The sequence below is a fragment of the Spirochaeta dissipatitropha genome, assembly GCF_054657935.1.
The window spans coordinates 13898-35008 of sequence record NZ_BAAHXT010000015.1 but is presented as its reverse complement, the minus strand read 5'-3'; the positions used below and the strand labels follow the sequence as shown (position 1 = coordinate 35008).

22 protein-coding genes are annotated in these 21111 nt (G+C 47.1%); 14 read left to right on the top strand and 8 right to left on the bottom strand.

The features are described from left to right. Positions 1-22 precede the first annotated feature (22 nt). Genes dnaK through rlmB form a run of 4 tightly spaced genes read left to right on the top strand, consistent with a single transcriptional unit; the run spans position 23 to position 4434 of the window. A complete protein-coding gene (gene dnaK, locus ACYQ2L_RS14935; protein ID WP_460057365.1) occupies positions 23-1951 on the top strand; it encodes a molecular chaperone DnaK in 1929 nt (642 codons plus the stop codon). A 38-nt stretch (positions 1952-1989) separates the two neighbouring features. Then, positions 1990-3117, top strand: coding sequence for a molecular chaperone DnaJ (gene dnaJ / locus ACYQ2L_RS14930; protein ID WP_460057364.1), 1128 nt, complete (start codon positions 1990-1992; stop codon positions 3115-3117). A gap of 49 nt (positions 3118-3166) precedes the next feature. Further along, positions 3167-3598 (top strand): hypothetical protein, encoded by a 432-nt coding sequence (locus ACYQ2L_RS14925; RefSeq protein ID WP_460057363.1) that lies wholly within the window; start codon positions 3167-3169, stop codon positions 3596-3598. Positions 3599-3633: 35 nt separating this feature from the next. Further along, complete coding sequence (rlmB, locus tag ACYQ2L_RS14920) at positions 3634-4434, top strand: 23S rRNA (guanosine(2251)-2'-O)-methyltransferase RlmB (protein WP_460057362.1); 801 nt, start codon at positions 3634-3636, stop codon at positions 4432-4434. Here the strand turns inward: rlmB and purD are convergent. The 5 genes from purD to ACYQ2L_RS14895 all read right to left on the bottom strand — a co-directional run bounded on the left by purD (position 4412) and on the right by ACYQ2L_RS14895 (position 9568). After that, on the bottom strand, positions 4412-5671 hold the full coding sequence (purD, locus tag ACYQ2L_RS14915; protein ID WP_460057360.1) for a phosphoribosylamine--glycine ligase: 1260 nt from the start codon (positions 5669-5671) through the stop codon (positions 4412-4414). The genes rlmB and purD overlap by 23 nt on opposite strands. Before the next feature lie 13 nt (positions 5672-5684). Beyond that, positions 5685-6278, bottom strand: coding sequence for a phosphoribosylglycinamide formyltransferase (gene purN / locus ACYQ2L_RS14910; RefSeq protein WP_460057358.1), 594 nt, complete (start codon positions 6276-6278; stop codon positions 5685-5687). Between the two features lie 3 nt (positions 6279-6281). Continuing rightward, positions 6282-7238: a phosphoribosylformylglycinamidine cyclo-ligase gene (purM, locus tag ACYQ2L_RS14905; RefSeq protein WP_460057356.1), complete on the bottom strand. Its 957-nt coding sequence runs from the start codon at positions 7236-7238 to the stop codon at positions 6282-6284. A 20-nt stretch (positions 7239-7258) separates the two neighbouring features. Further along, positions 7259-8686 (bottom strand): amidophosphoribosyltransferase, encoded by a 1428-nt coding sequence (gene purF / locus ACYQ2L_RS14900; protein ID WP_460057354.1) that lies wholly within the window; start codon positions 8684-8686, stop codon positions 7259-7261. Between the two features lie 114 nt (positions 8687-8800). Then, complete coding sequence (locus ACYQ2L_RS14895) at positions 8801-9568, bottom strand: TatD family hydrolase (RefSeq protein ID WP_460057352.1); 768 nt, start codon at positions 9566-9568, stop codon at positions 8801-8803. Positions 9569-9822: 254 nt separating this feature from the next. On the opposite strand from ACYQ2L_RS14895, the gene ACYQ2L_RS14890 reads away from it, so the two are divergent. The 4 genes from ACYQ2L_RS14890 to ACYQ2L_RS14875 are packed head-to-tail and all read left to right on the top strand — an operon-like array spanning position 9823 to position 12641. After that, on the top strand, positions 9823-10734 hold the full coding sequence (locus ACYQ2L_RS14890) for a M23 family metallopeptidase (RefSeq protein WP_460057349.1): 912 nt from the start codon (positions 9823-9825) through the stop codon (positions 10732-10734). Between the two features lie 8 nt (positions 10735-10742). Continuing rightward, positions 10743-11204, top strand: a complete 462-nt coding sequence (locus ACYQ2L_RS14885) for a bactofilin family protein (RefSeq protein WP_460057346.1) — start codon at positions 10743-10745, stop codon at positions 11202-11204. Between the two features lie 13 nt (positions 11205-11217). Further along, a complete protein-coding gene (locus ACYQ2L_RS14880; protein WP_460057344.1) occupies positions 11218-11712 on the top strand; it encodes a YaaR family protein in 495 nt (164 codons plus the stop codon). A 29-nt stretch (positions 11713-11741) separates the two neighbouring features. Continuing rightward, entirely contained in the window at positions 11742-12641 is a 900-nt protein-coding gene (locus tag ACYQ2L_RS14875) for a PSP1 domain-containing protein (protein ID WP_460057341.1), read from the top strand. Between the two features lie 16 nt (positions 12642-12657). Here ACYQ2L_RS14875 and ACYQ2L_RS14870 read toward each other — a convergent pair whose 3' ends face one another. From ACYQ2L_RS14870 to ACYQ2L_RS14860, 3 genes are read right to left on the bottom strand one after another with little or no spacing between them, the layout of a single operon-like run. Beyond that, entirely contained in the window at positions 12658-14769 is a 2112-nt protein-coding gene (locus ACYQ2L_RS14870) for an ABC transporter ATP-binding protein (protein ID WP_460057339.1), read from the bottom strand. Beyond that, a complete protein-coding gene (locus tag ACYQ2L_RS14865) occupies positions 14766-16517 on the bottom strand; it encodes an ABC transporter ATP-binding protein (protein ID WP_460057337.1) in 1752 nt (583 codons plus the stop codon). The genes ACYQ2L_RS14870 and ACYQ2L_RS14865 overlap by 4 nt, the downstream gene beginning before the upstream one ends. Next, the gene (locus tag ACYQ2L_RS14860; RefSeq protein ID WP_460057335.1) at positions 16514-17257 is read right to left on the bottom strand and encodes a lysophospholipid acyltransferase family protein; all 744 of its coding nucleotides are present in this window, start codon (positions 17255-17257) and stop codon (positions 16514-16516) included. The genes ACYQ2L_RS14865 and ACYQ2L_RS14860 overlap by 4 nt, the downstream gene beginning before the upstream one ends. A gap of 108 nt (positions 17258-17365) precedes the next feature. On the opposite strand from ACYQ2L_RS14860, the gene rpsT reads away from it, so the two are divergent. The 6 genes from rpsT to ACYQ2L_RS14830 are packed head-to-tail and all read left to right on the top strand — an operon-like array spanning position 17366 to position 21001. Continuing rightward, positions 17366-17635, top strand: a complete 270-nt coding sequence (gene rpsT, locus ACYQ2L_RS14855; protein ID WP_460057333.1) for a 30S ribosomal protein S20 — start codon at positions 17366-17368, stop codon at positions 17633-17635. A gap of 18 nt (positions 17636-17653) precedes the next feature. Continuing rightward, entirely contained in the window at positions 17654-17956 is a 303-nt protein-coding gene (locus ACYQ2L_RS14850) for an HU family DNA-binding protein (protein WP_460057331.1), read from the top strand. Positions 17957-17959: 3 nt separating this feature from the next. Next, positions 17960-19582: an apolipoprotein N-acyltransferase gene (lnt, locus tag ACYQ2L_RS14845; protein WP_460057328.1), complete on the top strand. Its 1623-nt coding sequence runs from the start codon at positions 17960-17962 to the stop codon at positions 19580-19582. Between the two features lie 9 nt (positions 19583-19591). Continuing rightward, positions 19592-20335: a response regulator transcription factor gene (locus tag ACYQ2L_RS14840; protein WP_460057326.1), complete on the top strand. Its 744-nt coding sequence runs from the start codon at positions 19592-19594 to the stop codon at positions 20333-20335. Then, a complete protein-coding gene (locus tag ACYQ2L_RS14835) occupies positions 20335-20556 on the top strand; it encodes a tetratricopeptide repeat protein (RefSeq protein WP_460057324.1) in 222 nt (73 codons plus the stop codon). Before ACYQ2L_RS14840 ends, ACYQ2L_RS14835 begins: the two co-directional genes overlap by 1 nt. Before the next feature lie 28 nt (positions 20557-20584). Then, complete coding sequence (locus ACYQ2L_RS14830) at positions 20585-21001, top strand: bactofilin family protein (RefSeq protein ID WP_460057322.1); 417 nt, start codon at positions 20585-20587, stop codon at positions 20999-21001. Positions 21002-21111: the final 110 nt, after the last annotated feature.

Genomic DNA, 21111 nt, shown 5'->3' with positions numbered 1-21111 from the left:
AATTATTTAAGGAGAATAAAAAATGGGAAAGATTATTGGTATTGACCTGGGAACTACAAACTCATGTGTCGCTGTTATGGATGGCGATCAAGCCGTAGTTATTCCTAACAGCGAGGGACAGCGCACCACACCGTCAATCGTTGCATATACACAAAAAGAAGAGAGACTTGTCGGCCAACCCGCCAAGAATCAGATGGTCACCAATCCGGAAAATACTATTTTTTCTATAAAAAGGTTTATGGGTCGGCGCTTTGAAGAGGTAGCTGAAGAAATATCCATGGTTCCTTATCATGTTGTTAAAGATAGTAATGGTGGTGCCCGTATTGATGTTAACGGCAAACAGTTTTCACCACCGGAAATATCAGCAGCAACCCTCCAGAAAATGAAGGAGACTGCAGAAGATTACCTCGGCGAAAAAGTAACAGAAGCAGTTATCACTGTACCAGCCTATTTTAACGACAGTCAGCGGCAGGCGACCAAGGACGCTGGTAAAATAGCGGGCCTTGATGTAAAGCGTATTGTAAATGAACCTACTGCAGCTGCTCTTGCATATGGTCTGGGCAAGGCTAAAAATGAAGAAACTATTGCCGTTTTCGACCTTGGTGGTGGTACATTTGATATCTCTATCCTTGAGCTCGGGGATGGTGTTTTTGAGGTGAAAAGTACGAACGGGGACACTCATCTCGGTGGTGACAACTTCGACCAGAAAATCATCAACTGGCTTATCCAGAGTTTTAACCAGGACTATTCCATCGATCTGAGTAAGGATCGTATGGCATTGCAGCGCTTGAAGGAAGCAGCAGAAAAAGCCAAGAAAGAGCTTTCTACTGCCCAGCAGACAGAAATCAACCTTCCATTCATAACAGCGGACAGCACCGGTCCGAAACACATGCAGTATTCATTGACCCGTGCAAAGTTCGAGCAGATGGTGAGTGATCTTGTTGAGAAAACCAAGCAGCCTTGTATACAGGCACTCAAGGATGCGGGACTTACAGCGTCACAGATCGATGAAGTCATTCTTGTCGGTGGTTCTACCAGAATGCCAGCTGTTCAGAGAATGGTAAAAGAATTGTTCGAGAAAGAGCCTCATAAAGGTGTAAACCCCGACGAGGTTGTTGCTATGGGCGCTGCTGTACAGGGTGGTATTCTCGGCGGCGATGTAAAGGATGTTCTGCTACTCGATGTTACTCCGCTCAGTCTCGGAATTGAGACGCTTGGTGGTGTATTCCACAAACTTATTGAACGCAATACAACGATTCCAACCCGCAAGAACAAGGAATTCTCTACTGCAGCAGATAATCAGACCGCTGTAAGCATTCATGTGCTTCAGGGTGAGCGTGAAATGGCAAGTCAGAACAGAAGCCTTGGTCGTTTTGATCTTGTAGGAATTCCAGCAGCTCCTCGGGGAGTACCGCGCATTGAAGTAACCTTCGATATTGATGCTAACGGAATACTGCATGTTTCCGCCAAGGATCTGGGTACCGGCAAGGAACAGAAGATCCGGATCGAATCTTCCAGCGGACTCAACGAGGATGAAATCGAACGCATGGTCAAGGATGCTGAGGCTAATGCTGAAGAGGATCGTAAAGCACGTGAATCAGCAGAAGCCCGTAATGAAGCCGATAATCTTGTGTATGCTACCGAAAAGTCGCTTGCAGATTATGGTGACAAGGTTAGTGCCGAGGACAAGGAAGCAATCGAAAAAGCCCTTGCAGACCTCAAGACAGCCATAGAGGGCGGTTCTGTAGATGAAATCAAGGGTAAATCCGAAGAGCTGCAGAAAGTCTCTCACAAGCTCGCTGAAGAGATTTACAAGAACAGTCAGGCTCAGCAGCAGGGTGCTGAGGGCCAGTCTGAGTCATATACAGATCAGGGTGAAGATGCAGGAAAATCAAAAGACGACGACAGTGTAGAAGATGCTGATTATGAAGTTGTCGACGACGACAAATAGGTTCACAGTATTAATGACTGCTGAAGGGAGCATCATACGTGTCAAAGCGTGATTATTACGAAGTACTGGGGCTTGCGAAATCGGCAAGCCCCGACGAGATAAAAAAAGCATACCGCAAACTTGCTGTTAAATATCATCCAGACAAGAATCCGGGTGATTCCGAATCCGAAAGCAAATTCAAGGAAGCCAGTGAAGCCTATGAGGTGCTGGCTGACCCGCAGAAGCGTCAGACCTATGATCAGTTCGGATTTGCTGGACTGGAAGGTATGGGTGAGGGCGGTGGATTCGGTGGTTCTACCCGGGATTATGAGGATATATTCGGCGATTTCGGGGATATTTTCGGATCCTTCTTCGGAAACAGCGGCCGCTCGCGAACCAGGCGTTCCCGGGAACCCGGTCATGCACCGGGATCGGATCTGCGCTATGATCTGGAGATTCCCTTCACGACAGCTGCGTTCGGAGACAAGATAGAAATCGAGTACTCCAAGCAGGTGCACTGCAGCACATGTAAAGGCAGCGGTGCAGAGAGCGGAGGCGGGTTTACTACTTGTCACACCTGTGGAGGCAGTGGCCAGGTACGAAGGAGCTCAGGCTTCTTTTCGATCGCACAACCCTGTCCGTCCTGTGGTGGTAGTGGATCGGTAATTGATAAACCCTGTAAATCCTGCGGTGGAAACGGTCTCAGTCAGAAAAGACAGCGCATCAAGGTCACAATACCTGCCGGCATAGAGCACGGGAAACGTATTCATATTCCGGGGCAGGGCGATGCCGGGAAAAATGGCGGTCCTTCCGGTGATCTTTATGTTTATATTATTGTACGCCCTCATGAATTCTTTGAGCGGAAGGGAAATGATATCTACTGTGCAATTCCTATCAGTCCAGCGCAGGCTGCGCTAGGTGATGAGATTTCTGTTGAGACACTGGATGGAAAACGGGTCAAGGTAAAGGTTCCTGTTGCTACCCAGAATGGAAAAATGCTGAGAATACGAAGTGAAGGCGTACCCTATCTGCACAGTACGACGAGGCGTGGTGATATGTATATCCAGTTCAGGGTTCAGACACCTGCCAAGCTTTCCGGTAAACAGAAAAAGCTGTATCAGGAGCTTCTTGATCAGGAAGACACTGATCGAAAACCAAAGCCGCTGGCTTTGAAAGATCTGGACTAAAGCTCATTTTTTCTATCAAACCTCCGATGATTTACATCGGAGGTTTATTATGTTTACAGTCATCCGCAGTATCTTGATCTGTCTGTTATTGACGCTGGTACCCACAGTTCTTGTATCAGCCCAAAATCAGCGGGCAGATGCAGATAGAGAAAAGCTGTATGTACGTTCTGTTGATCCCTCGGATTATCCAGAGGGTATCTGGAAGCATTGGGATAGAAATAATGATGGTATGACAGACTATGTTGTGCTCTTCAATGCTGCCGGCAGTAAAGTGCAGGAAGTTTACGATTACAGTCATAATGGATTATTTGATGACTTTTATTTTTATGATGACGGGGAGCTTGTATCAAGAGAACTTGATACAACACATGACGGTCTTATAGATGTATGGGTCGAACTTGACCTGGGATACCTTGTCACGCAAATAAGACGGGATACCAACGCTGATGGTGTTGCAGATTTTATTCGCAATTATGAATGATTTTTTTACTCAATTGATTAACAGGCGGTAGCTCATTGTTATTATTTAATTTCCAGGCTATTTCAGAAGCATTAAAGGCCGGTCGTAAGGGTGTGTTGTTTATTCGGAAAGGTAAAAACAGCCCGCGTGTTCAAACCTTGAGTGAGAAAGCAAAGTCATCCGGTATTCAGGTTAAATTTGTCAGTGACCGGGAATTGCAGTCTATTGCCGGAGACAGGCAGCGTGGTATTGCTTTTCAGCTGATGGATTCCGGAGCTGTAGATGCTGCACCGGACAAAAACAGGGACAGTAGCAAGGACAAAAGCAGGGATAAGAGTAGAATGCCGGTGGCACATGTGCCGGGAGATTTCGGTGACCGCATCAAGGCTCTCGGAAACGCTGAGTCTGCGTTGATATTATTCCTCGATGGTATAACCGATCCGCATAATTTAGGGGCCATTTTACGAAGTGCAGATATTTTTTCGGTTGATGCTGTTGTGATACCGGGCAGGAGAAGTGCAGGTATTACTAGCAGTGTAATCGAGGTAAGTTCCGGTGCCGCACATTATGTTCCGGTTTTTCAGGTAAGTAATCTGAACAGAGCGCTGGAAGAGTCCAAAGAGCAGGGGTTCTGGATATATGGGGCGGATATGGGTGGTGAAAAAGCCTCAGCACTCAATCTCGGAGGGAAGGTCGGACTTGTTCTCGGGAGTGAGGGGAAGGGGCTGCATCAGCATACAGCCAGTCTTTGTGATCATATAATTTCAATTCCGATGAAAGGTCATGTGGATTCTCTCAATGTTTCAGTTGCCGCCGGTGTTCTCATGTATGAGGTCAGGAGACAGCAGGGCTGGTAATTATTCGCTTGCCGATATCGCTTCTGTACCACATTCCCTTGAAATCAATATGCGTAATGCATTCATAAGCCGCTTTTCTCGCTTCTTCTGCATCAGCTCCCCAGCCTGTCGCGGTAAAGCAACGGCCGCCTGAGGTCCGGATTGTGGAGTCATCTGCTCTGTAGGTGGAAGCATGAAAAATACTGTTGTTTTCAGCGCTTGTCTCGTTGATTCTGACCTGAAGATCCCTGGGGTAATCTCCCGGATATCCCGGTGCTGCTGCAACTACAGTTACCGCAGTTCCGGTTGAGGAGCATATTTCTGTTTCCCGCTGTAGAATCAAATCCTGACAGATCTGTGCAAAATCCCCCTGAATCAAAGGCATTAATATCTGTGCCTCGGGGTCACCGAAGCGAACATTATATTCAAGCAGTTTAGCGCCATACTCGTCTATCATCAGTCCGAAATAGAGAACTCCTGTGTAATTCAGGCCTTCTTTTTCCAGGGCTTTATGTGTGGGAACAATAATACTGTTGACTGCTTTCTGCAGTTCTTCATCGGAAAACCATGGAACCGGGCAGATTGCTCCCATTCCGCCTGTATTCGGTCCGGTGTTATTATCCCCGGCTTTCTTGTAATCTGCGCATACTGGAAGTACGAAGAAATCTCTGCCGTTACTCAGAGTGAATACTGAAACCTCGTAACCTTTCAGATATTCTTCAATCACAATGCTGTCGCTATCTATGATTTTTCTACCGAATTCCAGCAGGTCTGTGCTGTTGTCAGATTCGAATACACCTTTTCCGGCCGCCAGTCCGCTTTTTTTCAGGACTATCATTCCCTTCCGGCCTGCAATTTCTTTTTCAAGTTCTGCTTCCGTATGTACCGTAACAGAACGCGCAGTTGGAATATTGTTGCGAAGCATGAAATCCTTGGAAAAGCTTTTACTTCCTTCAAGCCGTGCTGCTGAAGCATGCGGTCCAAATGCTGGGATACCTGCCGCTGCCAGTGCGTCAACTACACCCTCTGTCAAAGCCTGTTCCGGGCCGATGAAGACCCAGTCAACTGATAGTTCCCGGCAGGTTGCTATCAGGGATTTCCATTCGGGGTCTACTGAGGGAGCTGGAATATTCCGGGCAATGTCTTCGGTTCCGGCATTTCCCGGGTAGGCATAGAGCTTCCGTACTGACTCCGATTGAGAGAGCTTCCATAAAATAGCGTGTTCTCTTCCTCCGTTTCCGATTACCAGTATATTCATTTTATGCTCCTTTTTAAGTTCGGGTCTGTCCGGTTTTTTCGAGAAATTTCAGAACGGTTTTGGGGTACCAGGTATGTTCCAGTTGGTGTATTTTTTCCTTTTCAGTTTCAAAACTGTCACCAGGGATCCTGACAAATGATTTCTGGGTGATGATCGGTCCCGTATCTACGCCGGAATCAACAAGATGTATGCTTATTCCCAGTTCAGGATCAGTGGAAGCAATGCTTTCCTCTATTCCCCTGCTGCCGGGATATCTGGGCAACAGACTGGGGTGAATATTGACAATGCGTCCCGGGAATGCATCAAGCAGCAGCGGGCTGATAATTCTCATGAAGCCGGCAAGGATAATGCAGTCTACTTCAAGGAGGCGCAGGATGGAGATTACATGTTCTTCTGCGGAATGTCTGTCAAGTTTTCCTTCAGCATTTTTCCTGTAGATCATGGGAACAACTGTTGTGCCGAATCCTATGGCCTTCGGGATAACAGCCGCTGCTGTTCGGTCGCAAACCAGGCAGCGGATGCTATGTCGATTCTGAAGATTGAAAGCTTCCTGCAGCTTGACATAATTACTGCCTGTTCCTGATGCAAATACAGCACAGTTGGCCATAATTTATTCCTTTATTTTGACTACTGTTCCTACGGAAATAAGCTGGAAATTGTTGTCGTCTGCAATTCTTTCTAGATCTGCGGCGTCCTTACTGCGGACTATGAGCGTCATTCCGACTCCCATATTAAATACTTTCCGCATCTCTTCTGTGCTTACGTTGCCTGATTTCTGAATTTCTGTAAAAATATCCGGTACTGACCAGTCAAAACTGCTTCTTGCAGTATATCCCTCTGGAAGCACGCGTTCGGTATTCGCAATCAGACCTCCACCGGTAATGTGCGCTGCTGCAAGAAGTTTTCCGGATTCTCTGAGGGCTCTGAGTTCTCTTACGTAGATGCGTGTGGGTTCAAGCATTGTTTTCCAGAGATCGATCTTATTATCCGGCACCGCTTTGCGCGCCAGTGAGAGCCCATTGGAATGGATTCCGCTGCTGGCAATCCCCAGGATTACACAATCATCTGCAATGCCCTCTTTGGGGAGGATCTCTTTTTTATCAGCAATACCGACAGCGAAGCCAGCCAGGTCAATATCGTCGTTCTTGTACATGTCAGGCATTTCGGCGGTTTCTCCTCCGACGAGGGTACAGTCTGCAAGTTCACAGCCTTTTATTATGCCTTTAATTACATTCTGGAGCAGTTCCTCCTGAATGGCTCCACAGGCGATATAGTCAAGAAAACTGATAGGATCTGCGCCAGCTGCAGCAAGATCATTGACGCACATAGCGACAAGGTCGATTCCAACACTGCTGTAGTCACCGATTTTTTTTGCTACGAGAAGTTTGGTTCCGACACCATCGGTGGTAGAAAGCATTACCGGCTCGGAGTATGCGCTCAGGTCAAGCGGAATTCCTCCGGCAAATCCTCCGATTTGTGATGAAACTGCTTTAGACTTCTGATTTGCAATAAAATGAGCAAATGCGTCGCCTTTTTCTATGCTGACGCCTGCGGATGCATAATCCATCTGTATTCTCCTTTGGCCGATTACTGACCTGCTGTTTTTTCATTATCCCGTGGCATGTTCAGTTCATCCTCGGGTACAGTCACTGGCAGACGGTATTTTCCGGTAAAGCAGGAATTACAGTAGCCTTCTGGATCCTTGAAGCATTCAAGCAGCCTGGGAAGGGTGAGGAAGTGCACACTGTCGGCGCCGATATACTCAGCGATTTCCTCTGGAGTCTTATGATTTGATATCAACTCGTTCCTTGTCGGAATATCTATCCCGAAGAAACACGGCCAGCGGACCTCGGGGGAGCTTAATCTTAAATGAATTTCTGCTGCACCGGCCTCACGTAGTAGATTTACCAGAATTCTGGCAGTGGTTCCTCGAACTAATGAGTCATCTACCAGAATTATCCGCTTGCCTTCAATTACTTCCCGAACCGGATGAAGTTTCATTCTGACTGCCAGTTCACGCTCGGCGGTTGTAGGCATAATAAATGACCGGCCGGCATAATGGTTTCTTGTCAGTCCATAGTCGAGTGGCAGGCCGGATTCTTCGGCATAACCCAAGGCTGCATTATTGCCGCTGTCTGGTACAGGAATGACAACATCTGCCCCTACGGTATCATCCTTGGCGAGGGCTGCTCCCATAAGTTTGCGTTTGAGATGTACCGATTCTCCGAATACCTGGCTGTCTGGGCGGGCAAAATAGATAAGTTCAAATATGCAGCGTTGTGACTGCTGAGCTGGCGCATATATTTCTGAGGATATTCCGTTTTCATCGATTTTAATCAGTTCCCCGGGACGTACTTCTCGACGCTCTGTAACCTTCAGAATATCAAGGGCACACGTTTCACTTGCGACGATCGTAACCCCATCCTTGGTTCCGATATACAGCGGTCGGAACCCGTAAGGATCGCGCACAGCATAAAGGCTGTCCTCGTGAGTAAGAACCATACTGAATGCACCCTGCATCTGACTCAAGGCATCGATCAGCGCGAAATGGAAATTAGGTTGTATGGAGCGGGAGATAAGGTGGACAAACAACTCGCTGTCTGAGGTGGTCTGGAAAATAGAGCCCCCCTGAAACAGGTTGTGTTTGATCATGTTGGAGTTGGAAAGATTTCCATTGTGAGCCAGTGCTATATCGCCTTTGTTGCATTGCACATGAATTGGCTGCACATTCTCGATTTTATTCCCGCCCTTGGTCGAATATCGTACATGGCCGATTCCAAGCTTTGATGTCCGTTCCTTATCGAGATAGCGGGAGAGAACCTGGCTTACCATACCAATGTCTTTATATACGGTGGTTTGGCCATCTTTTCTATAGGAAATTCCGGCACTCTCCTGTCCTCTGTGCTGAAGACTGAAGAGAGTGAAGAACAATTTTTCGGGTAAATTCACAGGATGGTCGGAATATATTCCAACTACCCCGCAAAAGTGTTTTAAACTTTCTGTCGTATTATCCACGGTTCTGTGTATATCACTAGGAGGGGAAAGGGTCAATATGAGCCCTGATGCCGAAGGCTTCAGGGCCTGGTATTGAAAGCGAAATCTGCCTCTATTGACAGGTGTCGCGGTTTATCAGATTCCGAAGAATCGGCTTGCATTCTGATATAGAATTTCGGCCATCTCTTCGGCAGGCAGTTCGCGGAGATCTGCCAGAAAAGAGACTGTTTCTTTCATATAACTTGGCTTGTTCCGTTTTCCGCGGTGCTGTGCCGGTACCATAAAGGGGCTTTCCGACTCAACCAGCATTTTCTCAATCGGCATTTTCTGTGCAGTTTCATGCAGTGTTCTGGCATTCCGGTAGGTTACATTACCTGCAAAGGAGATGTACAGATCAAGCTCAAGCGCTTGTTGTGCAAAGGTCCAGTCTTCGGAATAGCAGTGGAGTACACCTCCCTTGTCGGGAAGTTTCTCCTTGAGAATCTGAAGGGTGTCCTGACCGGCTTCGCGGTTATGGATAACAACAGGTTTCCGCAATCTGTCAGCAATTTCCAGCTGACGGATAAAAAGCTCGATCTGCGAGTTCTTGTCTCCAAATTTCCTGAAGTAATCGAGGCCGGTTTCTCCGATTGCGACAACACGATCGAATGAAGCGCCTTTTTCAAGCTGCTCCTCCCAGTCTCGGCCCGGGTTTGTCACTTCTGACGGGGAAACACCTACAGCAAAATACACATTTGATGCAGTTTTTAGATTTTCGTATACTGTAAAAAAGTCTCGCAGATTGTTGCAGATGCTGAGTATACCATCTATACCATCCTGACGGGCTTCCTGTACAATAATAAGCTGTTCAATTGGGTCGTCGTGGATCAACCCAACGTGGGCGTGAGTGTCAAACATTCTCATGGCTAATTCCGTTAATTATGATAAGGCGATGACCGAAGGTCTCAAAGCATAGGATAGCACCCGGAAGCAGAAAGGTCAACCAATGAATCATTTCTTCCAGGTTTGACAACCAATCCCGCGCATGATAGCTTACAGTATTGTTAAAAAAGGAGCGAATATTGCAGAAGGAAAGCAGTGGGGGGAGGAAAAACAGGAAATCTTTTCTGTCTTTTCTCGGGTCGGTTTTTTCTTCATCCTCGCGTACCATCACGATCATGGTTTTACCTCACTCCCACAGAAAAGGATTCAATCTTCGGGTTAACATATATGCAATATTGCTGGCTCTGGTCCTGGTTGTTTCGATTACCCTTGCATTTCTTGTGCTCGCAGCCGAGTATAGTACCAGTGACAGCCTGCAGGTTCAGCGGAGAGCAGCGGAGCAGCAGGCACAGGATGAGCTGGAGCAGGTTGTTTCAGACATTGTGAACCTGCAGTTAGCTGCACGGCGGTTTCAGTCAGCAATGAGCAATACAATGGATACGCTTGGTATTCCTGATTCAGATTCTTCGTCAATCAGACCAGCCGATGGAGATCTGGGGGATTTATTTGGACTGCAGGAGGTTCAGGAAGGCGACTTCAGACAGTTGTATGATCTGCAGTACATAAGAGAACAGGTCGATTCTTCTCTGTCTCCGATTGACAGAATTTACCGAACTGTTACCAGCAGCAGGGATCTGCTTGAAGATATTCCTCATATCTGGCCGGTCAGAGGGAATCGGGGGACCATATCCTCAATGTTCGGGCCGGTACTTCATCCGGTATACGATCAATGGGTTGTAAACCGGGGACTGGTCATCAGTCTGAATGGTGTTGGTGATCATGTAGTATCATCTGCGAACGGAATAGTAGCAAGGGTCGATTTTGATCCGGTTGACAAGGGCTGGTTTGTCGTGGTGAATCATCGGTATGGCTTTACTACAAGATATGAGCATTTGGGTGCTATTTTTGTAGGTGAAGGTGAGAGTGTTTCACAGGGACAGGAAATAGGAACTGTCGGAAAATCAGGTTATGCGGTTCAGCCGCAGCTAGGTTTTACCGTTATGATAGGATCAGACTTTCTGAATCCAGCAGATTTTTTACAGATAACTGCCGGTCGGTGGACAGGTTACCGCCGATCTGGTACATAGGATACTGAATGGCACAGGATATTGATGAATTAGTAATTAACTCACTTGTAGGCGAAGGTTCTTTTTTCAGGGGTGATATCACCAGCCGCGGGTTATTGCGTATTGACGGTGATTATTCCGGCAATATCAAGACCAACGGTAAACTACTGATTGGTACCAACGGCAGGGCTGAGTGCGTAGTACAGGCTGCAACAGTTGTGATTGGTGGAGCTGTGCGGGGAGTAATTGAAGCCAGTCAGAAAGTGATTCTACTTTCGAGCGCCGTCGTGCTGGGGGACATTTATGCTCCCAGGCTTGTGGCTGAAGAAGGCGCCCTTATTGATGGCTTGCTTCAGGTGAGTGGCATACCCATGGAGATGAAAATGGAAGAGGCTGCTCTTAAAAAGAGGCGAGGCCTTTTGTCATGGCTGCGGGGAGATTCCGGATCTGCCGAAGAGTCTGTGGAAGAGCTGAAGTCACAGATCAGTTAACAGGGGAGGGGTGATGGAGCGGATAGATATTCAGCCCGGAGCATATTTTCCGTTAGTCAAACCGGACCTGAAGAAAAAAACTGATGAAAAAAAGCAAAGTCAGAAAAAAAGCGGAATTTTTCAGAAGCTTTTTGAAGCAGAAGAAAATAAAACCACAGCTGCGACTGTGGAAAATTCGCCGATTCATATTGATGATGCTGAGGAGCTTTTTCAGCAGATTCAGTCTGCAGGAGAGAAACTGAAACGTTTTCCTGGTGCAGAAAATGTTAATGATTACAAGCGGCTGGTCAGGAGTCTGGTAGAGCGGGTTGTGAGAGAAGGGATCATTGTTGAGGAACATAGTTCCGGCACTCACATTCTGAAAAGAAAAAGCTTTTCCTTACTGACAGTTATTGATTCAAAACTGGCTCAGCTGGCGGAAGGGATGCTTGCAACTCAAAGAGATCAAATGGAACTGCTTGCTAAAGTAGATGAAATTCAGGGTTTGATCGTTGATTTGCTTCACTAATGCCGGTTTGGGCAAATGGAGAAAGTGTTATGAGTGCTGAATGCACTGCATATGCAATAAAGATGCTTCACTCAAATGAATCCGGGCTTACGAAAGTGCCTGTGGATCTTGAGTGTCAAACTGGTGATTTCTGCATTATCGACAGTCCTTTCGGGCGTGATCTTGCAAAGATTACCGGAGTTCCTAAAAATCCTGAAGATCTTGCTCTTCTGCCTGAATGGGAATTTTCCCGAATGGCTGAAGAGTCCGATCTGGAACAGCGGGATATGAATCTTGAGAGGGAGCAGGAAGCCCTGAAAATCTGCCGGGATCTTGTGAAGACTCATCGACTGGCGATGAACATGGTGTCTGCTCATTATGTTCTGCTGGATCCTCGTCTGCTTTTTTATTTTACAGCCGATAACCGTGTCGATTTCCGGGCCTTGATTTCGGATCTCATACCGCATTTCAAGACCAGGATAGAATTACGGCAGGTCGGTGTTCGTGATGAGTCCCGGTTTATCGGCGGTCTCGGGGTATGTGGCAGGCCTTTTTGCTGCAATACGGTAAGTGACCGGTTGAAGCCGGTTTCCATAAAAATGGCCAAGGTACAGAATATTCCGGTTTCATCATCGAAAATAAGCGGGGCCTGCGGTCGGCTTTTATGCTGTCTTAACTTCGAGTACGAGGCCTATGCTGAAGACAGCAAGCTGTTCCCTCACCCCGGCTCCAGAGTCATCGATGAAGGTGAGAAGTACACGGTATGTGATGTGAATATTCTTGCCAGGCGAATACAGGTGGTGAACCGTGAAGGTGTACGCAGGAATATTTCTGCCTGCCGTCTCGGCTACGACGAAGTTCAGCGCTTATGGACAGTCGAGGAATGTCACGGAGGATGCTGCGGAAATCGTGAGCGGGAAACCCCGCTCAGTACCGTCGCAACCGAGTAATCCGATTCCCTTTATGCTATGCCGGGGATGATGAAGGAAGCTGTTCCTGGAGTTTGTATTGCAGCTTGTAGAGCGACATGTACATTCCTCCAGCTCTGAGCAGTTCTGCATGTGTTCCCTGTTCAGCAATCTCACCGTGACTCAGTACGATAATCTTGTCAGCACTCTGAATTGTTGAGAGTCTGTGAGCAATCACGATACTGGTCCGTCCCTGGAGCACAGTCTTCATCGCTTTTTGAATTGCCTGTTCTGTTTCTGTGTCAATATTTGCTGTTGCTTCATCAAGAATAATTACACGCGGATTATGATACAGCGCCCTTGCAAAACTAAGAAGCTGCCGTTGACCGGTAGAAAGGTCTGCGCCACCTTCCTGTATAACCGTCTGGTAGCCATGGGGGAGTTGGTCGATAAACGGTGCTGCCTGAGCCAGGACCGCCGCCTGTTCGATTGAAATGCCCTTTGCGTCCCTTCCAAGACTGATGTTTTCGGCAATTGTATCCTTGAAAAGGAAGACGTCCTGCTGGATCGGCTGAACAAGATTCCTGAGATCCTGCAGTGGCATGTCCCTCAGCTCAGTATCGTCAAGATAGATATTTCCAGAGTCAATATCGTACAGTCTTGTCAGCAGCTTTGTAATAGTTGTTTTTCCCGCGCCTGTGTAGCCGACAATTGCTACGGTTTCACCGGCCTTAATATCCAGGCTGAGTTTTCGAATGATCGGTTCACCTGGAATGTAGCTGAAATCAACTGATTCAAATCGAATATTTCCTTCTGGCTGATCTGGTTTTACTGTTCCGTCATCGGGGATTCTCTGCTCATTATCCAGCATCTCGAATACGCGTTCACCTCCAGCGAGTGCAGACTGCAGGATTGTGAACTGCTCGGAGAGCTCCATTACCGGGCGGTAAAATTCCCTGATCAGGTTTACGAATGCAATAAGGACACCTAGTGAGATCATGTTGTCCAGAAAAAGGCTGGCACCAAAGAATATCATGATTGCTGTTGAGGTAGACGAAAGAAGATCGATTATCGGGCGGAAAATTGCGAATACCTTCATTTCTGCCAGACTGGCCTTGAGGAGTGAGCCGTTGATTTCATCAAATTCATCGCTCGTCCGCTTTTCTCTGGCAAACATCTGTACGATTGTCATTCCGCCCAGATGCTCGGACAGGAAGGTGTTTACCTGTGAAACCCAGTGGCGGACATTTCTGAAGGCTGTGCGTGATTTATGTCGGAAGACGGCTGTTACAATAAATACCGGAAACAGGGTGGTAACAGTAATAAAGCCCAGGGTACGGTGTACCAGAATCAGCGCAGCTACTGCGCCACACATCATTATAATATCCCTGATAATGGTTATCAGAACACTGGTGAACAATTCATTAATGGTTTCCACATCATTTGTGATACGGTTGACAGTACGGCCTATGGGTTGGGTGCTGTGATGTGCAATGCTCTGGCGAACGGTGTGGGAAAAGAGATGCATTCTCAGGCTTCTCATTATTCGCTGGCCGGTGTATGTCATGAGATACACCTGAAGAAAGGTTGAGATAAGTACTGCCAGCAGGACCATCAGGAAAATCATGCTGCTTTGATGGAGATCTCGTATATTGCTCTGTCTTATACGTCGGAGTACCTCCTCGTCTGTTTCACGCAGTAAGTCCGAGCTTACGACTATGTGCTCCCTGCTCATGGCATGTATTTCCATGTCCCCAAGGGTATCCTGAGGGAAATCCTCATGTTCGTAGAGTTGGAATCCGGATCTGCCGATTATTCCGATACCTGTGAGTTCCTCGATGACCGCGCCCGGAATCAGACGCAGTTCTTCACGTGGAATATAACGATTGTCTCCTGCCTCAATTGCCTTATCCAGAATTTCCAGGTAATAGCGCTGAACAGTCTCGTCTGTATTTTCGGCTGTGGCGGGGTGTATTTCGGTGTAGTTGCTTATCATGTGCCGGTCTACAGCCCGTTGTATTATTACAGGTAGGCTGAGTTGGCCTGCGGATGCAATTATCAATGCTGTCAGAGCTATGCCGAGGGCAATTCTATGGGGTTTTGCATAAGCTAATAACCTGCTCATTACATCATGGTTATAACCAGTCAGAATTTTTTCGTTTTCAATCATGTTGTACCTTCATGTTCAGAATCCAGCTTCTGCATTTTTACGATATCACTGTACAGTCCAGGAGTGGCGCTGAGATCCTCATGTGTTCCGGTCTGGATAATTTTGCCCCCGTCCATTACATAGATATAGTCAGTGTGTGAGAGTGTGGAGATTCGGTGGCTGATTATAATGTTTGTTCTGCCGGATCTGGCTTCAAAAAGCCTCTGAAGAATCTGTTCTTCTGTATGTGTATCTACAGCAGAGAGAGCGTCATCGAAGACAAGTATCTCGGGGTCAACCGCGATAGCCCGTGCAATACTCGTACGTTGTTTCTGACCACCGGAGAGGCTGATTCCGCGCTCGCCGATCTGAGTCTCCCAGCCCTGTGGGAAATCAGCCATGTCGCGGGTTATAGTAGATATGTCAGCCGCTTTCTGAAGCTGCTCGTGCTCATGTTCATAGAGTCCGAATGCAATGTTTTTCCGCATGCTTGTCGAGAAGAGGAAGGAGTTCTGGGTAACTACTCCTATGGCAGACCGCAGAGACTCTTTGCTGACGTTCAGTATGTCATGGCCGTTGACCAGAAGGCTGTTTGGAGGAGGGTTGTACAGTCGGCAGAACAACTGGATGAGTGTTGTTTTTCCGCTTCCTGTTCTTCCGAGAATCCCTATGCTTTTTCCATTCTGGATTTCCATATTGATGTCCGAAAGAATTTCAGGGCCTTCAGGCTCATATCTGAAGCTGAGGTTGCGAATCTGAATCGATTTTATCGGTTTTTCGACCAGTACTGCGTGCTCTGAGTCGACTATTTCCGGTTTTGTATTCAGTACTTCGTTGATCCGCTGCAGACTTGCTGCTCCTCTCTGGATCAGATTAACAGTCCAGCCAGCACCCATCATTGGCCAGACCAGCAGCTGAAGATAGCTCAGGGTTGCAACAAACTCACCAGGACTTAGTTGTGAGAGAATTACCTGTTCACCGCCAAAGCGCAGCAGTAGAAGTGTGGTCAGGCCACTGAGGAAGGTGATAACCGGCATAAAAGCGCCCCATATTCGAACCAGCTGCATGTTTTTCTGCTGATATTTCAGGTTTGCCTCGTCAAATCGCTGGATAAAGTGATCCTCTTTGGCATAGGCCTGGACCACTCCAATTCCGCTGAGAACCTCCTGAGCCTGGGTACTGACATCAGAAAAACTGTTTTGAACCCCGCGGAACAGCTTGCCTACCATGCTGCCGAGCGTAAGAATAAAAATTGTAATCAGCGGGAATGGGATGATAGTGAAAACTGCCAGTCTGGGTGACTGGGTAAAAAGAATTATCAGGATTGTTACCGTCATAAAAATGCCGTCGACTGCTGCAACAAGTCCCATACCGGAAGCCATTCTTATGGCGTTCATGTCATTGGTTGCTCTGGCCATCAAATCTCCGACTGATGTGCGGTTGAAGTAGGATGAGGACATTTTAAGTAGGTGTCTGAAAAGTAAGGTCCGGATTTGAGCCTCAATATTTCTGGAGGCTCCATGAATGAGGAATCTCCATCCTAGTCGTCCCAGGACTATCAGCATAGCTGCTGTCATCATCTTGCCGAGGGGAACCAGAATTTCTGTCAGGTTGAATTCGCCATAGGAAATTATATCGACTGCAGTGCCGATAAACTGGGGAATCAGCAATTGACTTCCTGAAGCCAGAATCAGTGCGAGACTGCCGAAAATGTAGTAATAACGGTACTTTTTCAGATAAGGAACGAGTGTTTTGTATTCTTGAATCATTTATTATTCCATGTGTTCAGTTCTTGTTGAATTAATTCTCTGGCCAGACCGAGCTGGTTGACGACCTCATCTTTGTTCTGCGGCGCCGGGAGTACAGTCAGGAGCTTGATCCGGTAAATCCTGTTTTTCAGGTGGAATAAATTGTGAAATTTACCCAGTTCAAGTCCGCCGTCGATGGCGCAGACGGCTGTAGGTAGTTCTGAGGATTTCTGGATTGTTCTGACCGCTCCGGCATTGAAGGTTCCAAGGACTATGCTTTTGCTCCGTGTCCCTTCCGGGAATATTGTCGGCGAAACATCGGATGATGCAGCCTGTTTTCCCAATCTGTCCAGCTTCTTCTTGCCTTCAGAGAAATTCTGTTTGCGATCAATCAGGGCATGGGTCTGCATCCTTAATATAGGTGAAATTGCAGGGAACCAGTGTGCCAACTGCTTTTTGGCTACGAATCTGAGTTTGTGATTGGGAAAAGCAGCTACAAGTATGGCTATATCCAGGAGACTCTGATGATTGCTGATAAACAGCAGTTTATGTGGCAGCGGATTTCCGGTGTCTGTGTCCATGATCACCCTGAATCCAGTGAGTTGTCTGGCAAGACGGATTAAAAGCAGTGATCTGGTGGATACAATGTGGTCAGTTTTGCCTCTGGTGTTATGATATGCAAAACTGAACCTGATCAGAATTTCGATTTCCCATAAGAGTAGCAGGCAGATCATGATAATATAGAAGAGCAGTGAACTCATCCCGATAAGATAGCTGAATTCATTCGCATGGTAAACCATTGACAGAACAAAAGTAATGGGGTAGTTTTCGCAGACACAATAAGTAAATCTTTATTCGGAGGATACACATTGGCAAATATTGCTTCAGCCGCAAAGCGGCATAAACAGTCAGTTAAACGCAGGCTTCATAACCGGGGTATTCGCGGAACTGTCAGGACTGCAATCAAGAATTTTGATTCAGCAGTTGCAGAAGGTGACAGCACCAAGGCTCAGCAGGCCTTCACAGCCGCTCAGAAGCTGCTTGATACTGCTGCAGGCAAGAATGTTTACCACAAGAACACTGTTTCCCGTAAAAAATCCCGCATGTTCAAACAACTTCAGAAGGTACAGTCAGCGTAAACAGCTGTTGGAGATACAATGGGGTCCGAGAAACTAACGAAAGCCGAACTTGTAGAAAGCATTGCAGAACAGCATGATCTTAATCGTCGCGATGTGCAGGTTGTAATTGACTCTTTTTTTGAAGAGGTGAAAACTGCTCTGCTTGATGATAAAGTGGCTGAATTCCGCGGTTTCGGTACGTTTGAACTGCGAACCCGGAAAGGGCGGGAGAAAGCCCGTAATCCACGAACCGGCGAGCTAGTCGCCGTAAAGGATCATGGGGTCGTAGCTTTCAGGCCTGGTAAGGAACTGAAACAGGCGGCCTGGAACCTGCGCAGCTGAGTCATGGCGAGAAGGCTTCTGGCTCATCTGGGCTTGTTCACAGCATCAGCAATACTTTTTTCTCTATCTTTTCCTTCAATAATCCATGACACAGGGCTGCCATTCATTGCTTTTTTTGCAATGATTCCCTTTTTCATTGCAGCGAACAAAGTCAGTTGGTGGAGCGCCCCGCTATGGGGCCTTTTCACCGGATTTATAACCTATGCACTATTCAACTACTGGCTGATCAATTTTCATCCGCTTGCGATTTTTATTGTACCTGTGATTTATGCAGTCTACTACATGCTGATGCTTCCTGTGCTCCGTTTGATGAGGGGCGCTTTTCCCCGCTGGGGCTGGCTGGCCCAGGCAGCGGTCTGGCTGGCGTATGAATACCTGAGAACTCTCGGTTTTCTTGGATACAGCTACGGAATAATCGGGTATAGCCAGTATCAGTGGTCATCTCTGGTGCGTATATCGGCAGTGGGCGGTGTCTGGGCAGTTTCTCTTTATGTGATTCTACCCTCGATTTTCGTTGCGTGGATAATTTCCGATCTGCAGGACTCTGATAACAGAATAGATTTCAAGCAGATTCTGAGCGCCTTGAAAACCCGACGTGTAAGTCTCGTCCTGATTGGGGGATTGGCTGTTCTGCTTCCAGTCGGAGGCAGTCTGCTTGCAGTCGATACCAGCTATTCACCAAAAGTCAGGATGGCTCTTGTTCAGCAAAATGTTGATCCCTGGATTGGAGGTGTCACTGCGTATCGAAGGAGCCTTGATATTCTCCTTCGCGAAACTGCGTCTGCAGTGCAGGCAGATCCTGATGTTGACATGATTGTCTGGTCCGAGACGTCATTTGTTCCAAGTATAGATTTTCATCGACGGAATCGAAGTGAAATAGAGACCTATGAGCTGGTGAGGAGATTAACTGCGTTTCAGTCTGAAGTCGATCTTCCATTTGTCATCGGCAACGGTGACCGTCAGTTGCGGCGCAACCAGGCAGGGCAGCTTGAAGCTTATGATTATAACGCGGTTCTGCTCATGCAGAAGGGGCAGATTCTTGACACCTATCGGAAAACACATCTTGTACCTTTTACCGAGCATTTTCCGTACCAGCGCCGGTTTCCGTGGCTTCACCGGCTGCTTGTCGAGAACGACACAACATTCTGGGAACACGGTAGTGAATACACGGTATTCGAAGCTGCCGGTATCCGTTTTTCCAGTCCGATCTGCTTTGAGGATACATTCGGCTATCTGAACAGAGAGTTCGTCAGGAACGGAGCCGAGGTACTGGTTAATCTGACTAATGACTCCTGGGCTCATTCAGTTGCGTCCGCAATGCAGCATATGGCGATGGCTGTGTTCAGAGCCGCTGAAACGCGACGTAGCATGGTGCGTTCAACGAATGGAGGGATTACAGCCCTTATTGATCCGAATGGCAGAATAGTAGACACACTGCCAGCTTTTGTGGAGGGGCATCTGATTGTTGATGTTCCGGTATACACCAGCTCGGATACCGTATATACTGCTTATGGTGACTGGCTTGCTTACGTGTTTGTTATCACGGCTGCAGTACTGTTGGTTATCGCTGCAGTAATCAAAATCTTGCAATTGACAGAAACACTGAAACAGGGACACAATGAATAAGGGAATGGTATGAAAAACGAAGAGCGGATTCTCATCGTTGATGATGAGAAGATTAACCTTGATTTTTTTAATGTAATGCTGAGCAAGCTCGGATTCGATGTTCTGACTGCTGAAAATGGCGAAGAAGCTTTAGAGCAGGTTCGGGAGAGCACTCCTGATCTTATTATTCTCGATAATATTATGCCGCGGATGAATGGTTGGGAAGTAACAAGAATATTGAAAACCGATCCTGAATGGTCCGAGTACAGTGATATTCCGATCATGATGTTTTCCGCCATGCAGGATGTTCAGGACAAGATAGAGGGTTTCGAGCTTGGAATCGAAGATTATATTACCAAACCCTTCAATTTTTCTGAGGTCTTTGCCAGGATCAAGGCTGTATTAAGGCAGCGGGATCTTGCTCGGCAGCTGGTACAGCGGGAACGCAGGCTGGCTCTTATAGAGTCCCTGAATAATTCACTGGTGTATTTTACGAATCATCTCAGGAAACCCATAGAGGTCCTGATTCGTGAGTCAACTACTCTCGATGTGTCTGACGAGAATCGTGTGCGGGCCTTTTGTGAACTGGTTGAGCTCGAGGCAAACAAGACTATTGCAACCCTCGATGCCCTGCATGAAGAAATAGATGAGCTTACCAGCAAGGACAATCTGATTAAAGCCAGTGAGGTGACTCTGGATATGCTTGAACAGAAATATCAGGAGCATATCTCGAACATGGCCCAATCGAAAATGGGGTTGAACGGGGAGGGATGATGATCTCCGAAGAAAAAAAACAGGTACTTGATCTGTTTGCAGAAGGACGGAATCATTACAAAATGATGATGTTTCCCGAGGCTTTGAAGTGCTTTTCCAGAGCGCTCAAGATTGATCCGAATGACGGACCGTCCCAGGTATATTATGCCAGATGCAAGCTTTATACAGAAAATCCGCCGCCGGAAGACTGGGACGGTGTTTTCGTGATGACCAGCAAGTAAATACCCGATAAATTGCAAGGAGCAATGAGTGTCCCACGACAATCGAATGATACCTAAAACAGCTACCCGAATCGGAAAGACAGTCCGGATGAAAGGCAATCTCAGTTTTTCCGAATCCGTATTGATCAGGGGTAGTTTTGAAGGACAGATTGAATCCAGAGGTTTATTGTACATAGACGATGGAGCAGAGATTATTGCCGACGTTAAAGCCGAGAATGTAATAGTCGGAGGCATGATCCGTGGTAACATCGAGGCCAGTCAGCGTGTTGAAATGCTGCCTTCAGCCAGGATTTATGGTAATGTTAAGACCTCAGCCGTACGGATTGAGGATGGCGTTTCTTTTGAAGGAAAATGCCAGATGATCAAAAACAGTGATGCTGTAGATATTTTTTCTGCGCCTGTTGGACAGCTCAAGGAATCAGTGCAGGGATTCAGTAAATCCTGATATTGACAAATATCGAGGGAATAAGTATCGTTATGGCTCTGCAGCTAGTACTCAAACTAAACCCGATTTTTATTGTTCCTGCAATTTTTGAGATACCCCAATTATAATGG

Bases quoted from the DNA above. Each gene is read 5' to 3' on its own strand.
- dnaK (WP_460057365.1), top strand. From the start codon at position 23: ATGGGAAAGATTATTGGTATTGACCTGGGAACTACAAACTCATGTGTC.
- ACYQ2L_RS14925 (WP_460057363.1), top strand. From the start codon at position 3,167: ATGTTTACAGTCATCCGCAGTATCTTGATCTGTCTGTTATTGACGCTG.
- purD (WP_460057360.1), bottom strand. From the start codon at position 5,671: ATGAATATACTGGTAATCGGAAACGGAGGAAGAGAACACGCTATTTTA.
- purN (WP_460057358.1), bottom strand. From the start codon at position 6,278: ATGGCCAACTGTGCTGTATTTGCATCAGGAACAGGCAGTAATTATGTC.
- purM (WP_460057356.1), bottom strand. From the start codon at position 7,238: ATGGATTATGCATCCGCAGGCGTCAGCATAGAAAAAGGCGACGCATTT.
- ACYQ2L_RS14895 (WP_460057352.1), bottom strand. From the start codon at position 9,568: ATGAGAATGTTTGACACTCACGCCCACGTTGGGTTGATCCACGACGAC.
- ACYQ2L_RS14890 (WP_460057349.1), top strand. From the start codon at position 9,823: ATGGTTTTACCTCACTCCCACAGAAAAGGATTCAATCTTCGGGTTAAC.
- ACYQ2L_RS14885 (WP_460057346.1), top strand. From the start codon at position 10,743: ATGGCACAGGATATTGATGAATTAGTAATTAACTCACTTGTAGGCGAA.
- ACYQ2L_RS14880 (WP_460057344.1), top strand. From the start codon at position 11,218: ATGGAGCGGATAGATATTCAGCCCGGAGCATATTTTCCGTTAGTCAAA.
- ACYQ2L_RS14875 (WP_460057341.1), top strand. From the start codon at position 11,742: ATGAGTGCTGAATGCACTGCATATGCAATAAAGATGCTTCACTCAAAT.
- ACYQ2L_RS14870 (WP_460057339.1), bottom strand. From the start codon at position 14,769: ATGATTGAAAACGAAAAAATTCTGACTGGTTATAACCATGATGTAATG.
- ACYQ2L_RS14865 (WP_460057337.1), bottom strand. From the start codon at position 16,517: ATGATTCAAGAATACAAAACACTCGTTCCTTATCTGAAAAAGTACCGT.
- ACYQ2L_RS14860 (WP_460057335.1), bottom strand. From the start codon at position 17,257: ATGAGTTCACTGCTCTTCTATATTATCATGATCTGCCTGCTACTCTTA.
- ACYQ2L_RS14850 (WP_460057331.1), top strand. From the start codon at position 17,654: ATGGGGTCCGAGAAACTAACGAAAGCCGAACTTGTAGAAAGCATTGCA.
- lnt (WP_460057328.1), top strand. From the start codon at position 17,960: ATGGCGAGAAGGCTTCTGGCTCATCTGGGCTTGTTCACAGCATCAGCA.
- ACYQ2L_RS14840 (WP_460057326.1), top strand. From the start codon at position 19,592: ATGAAAAACGAAGAGCGGATTCTCATCGTTGATGATGAGAAGATTAAC.
- ACYQ2L_RS14835 (WP_460057324.1), top strand. From the start codon at position 20,335: ATGATCTCCGAAGAAAAAAAACAGGTACTTGATCTGTTTGCAGAAGGA.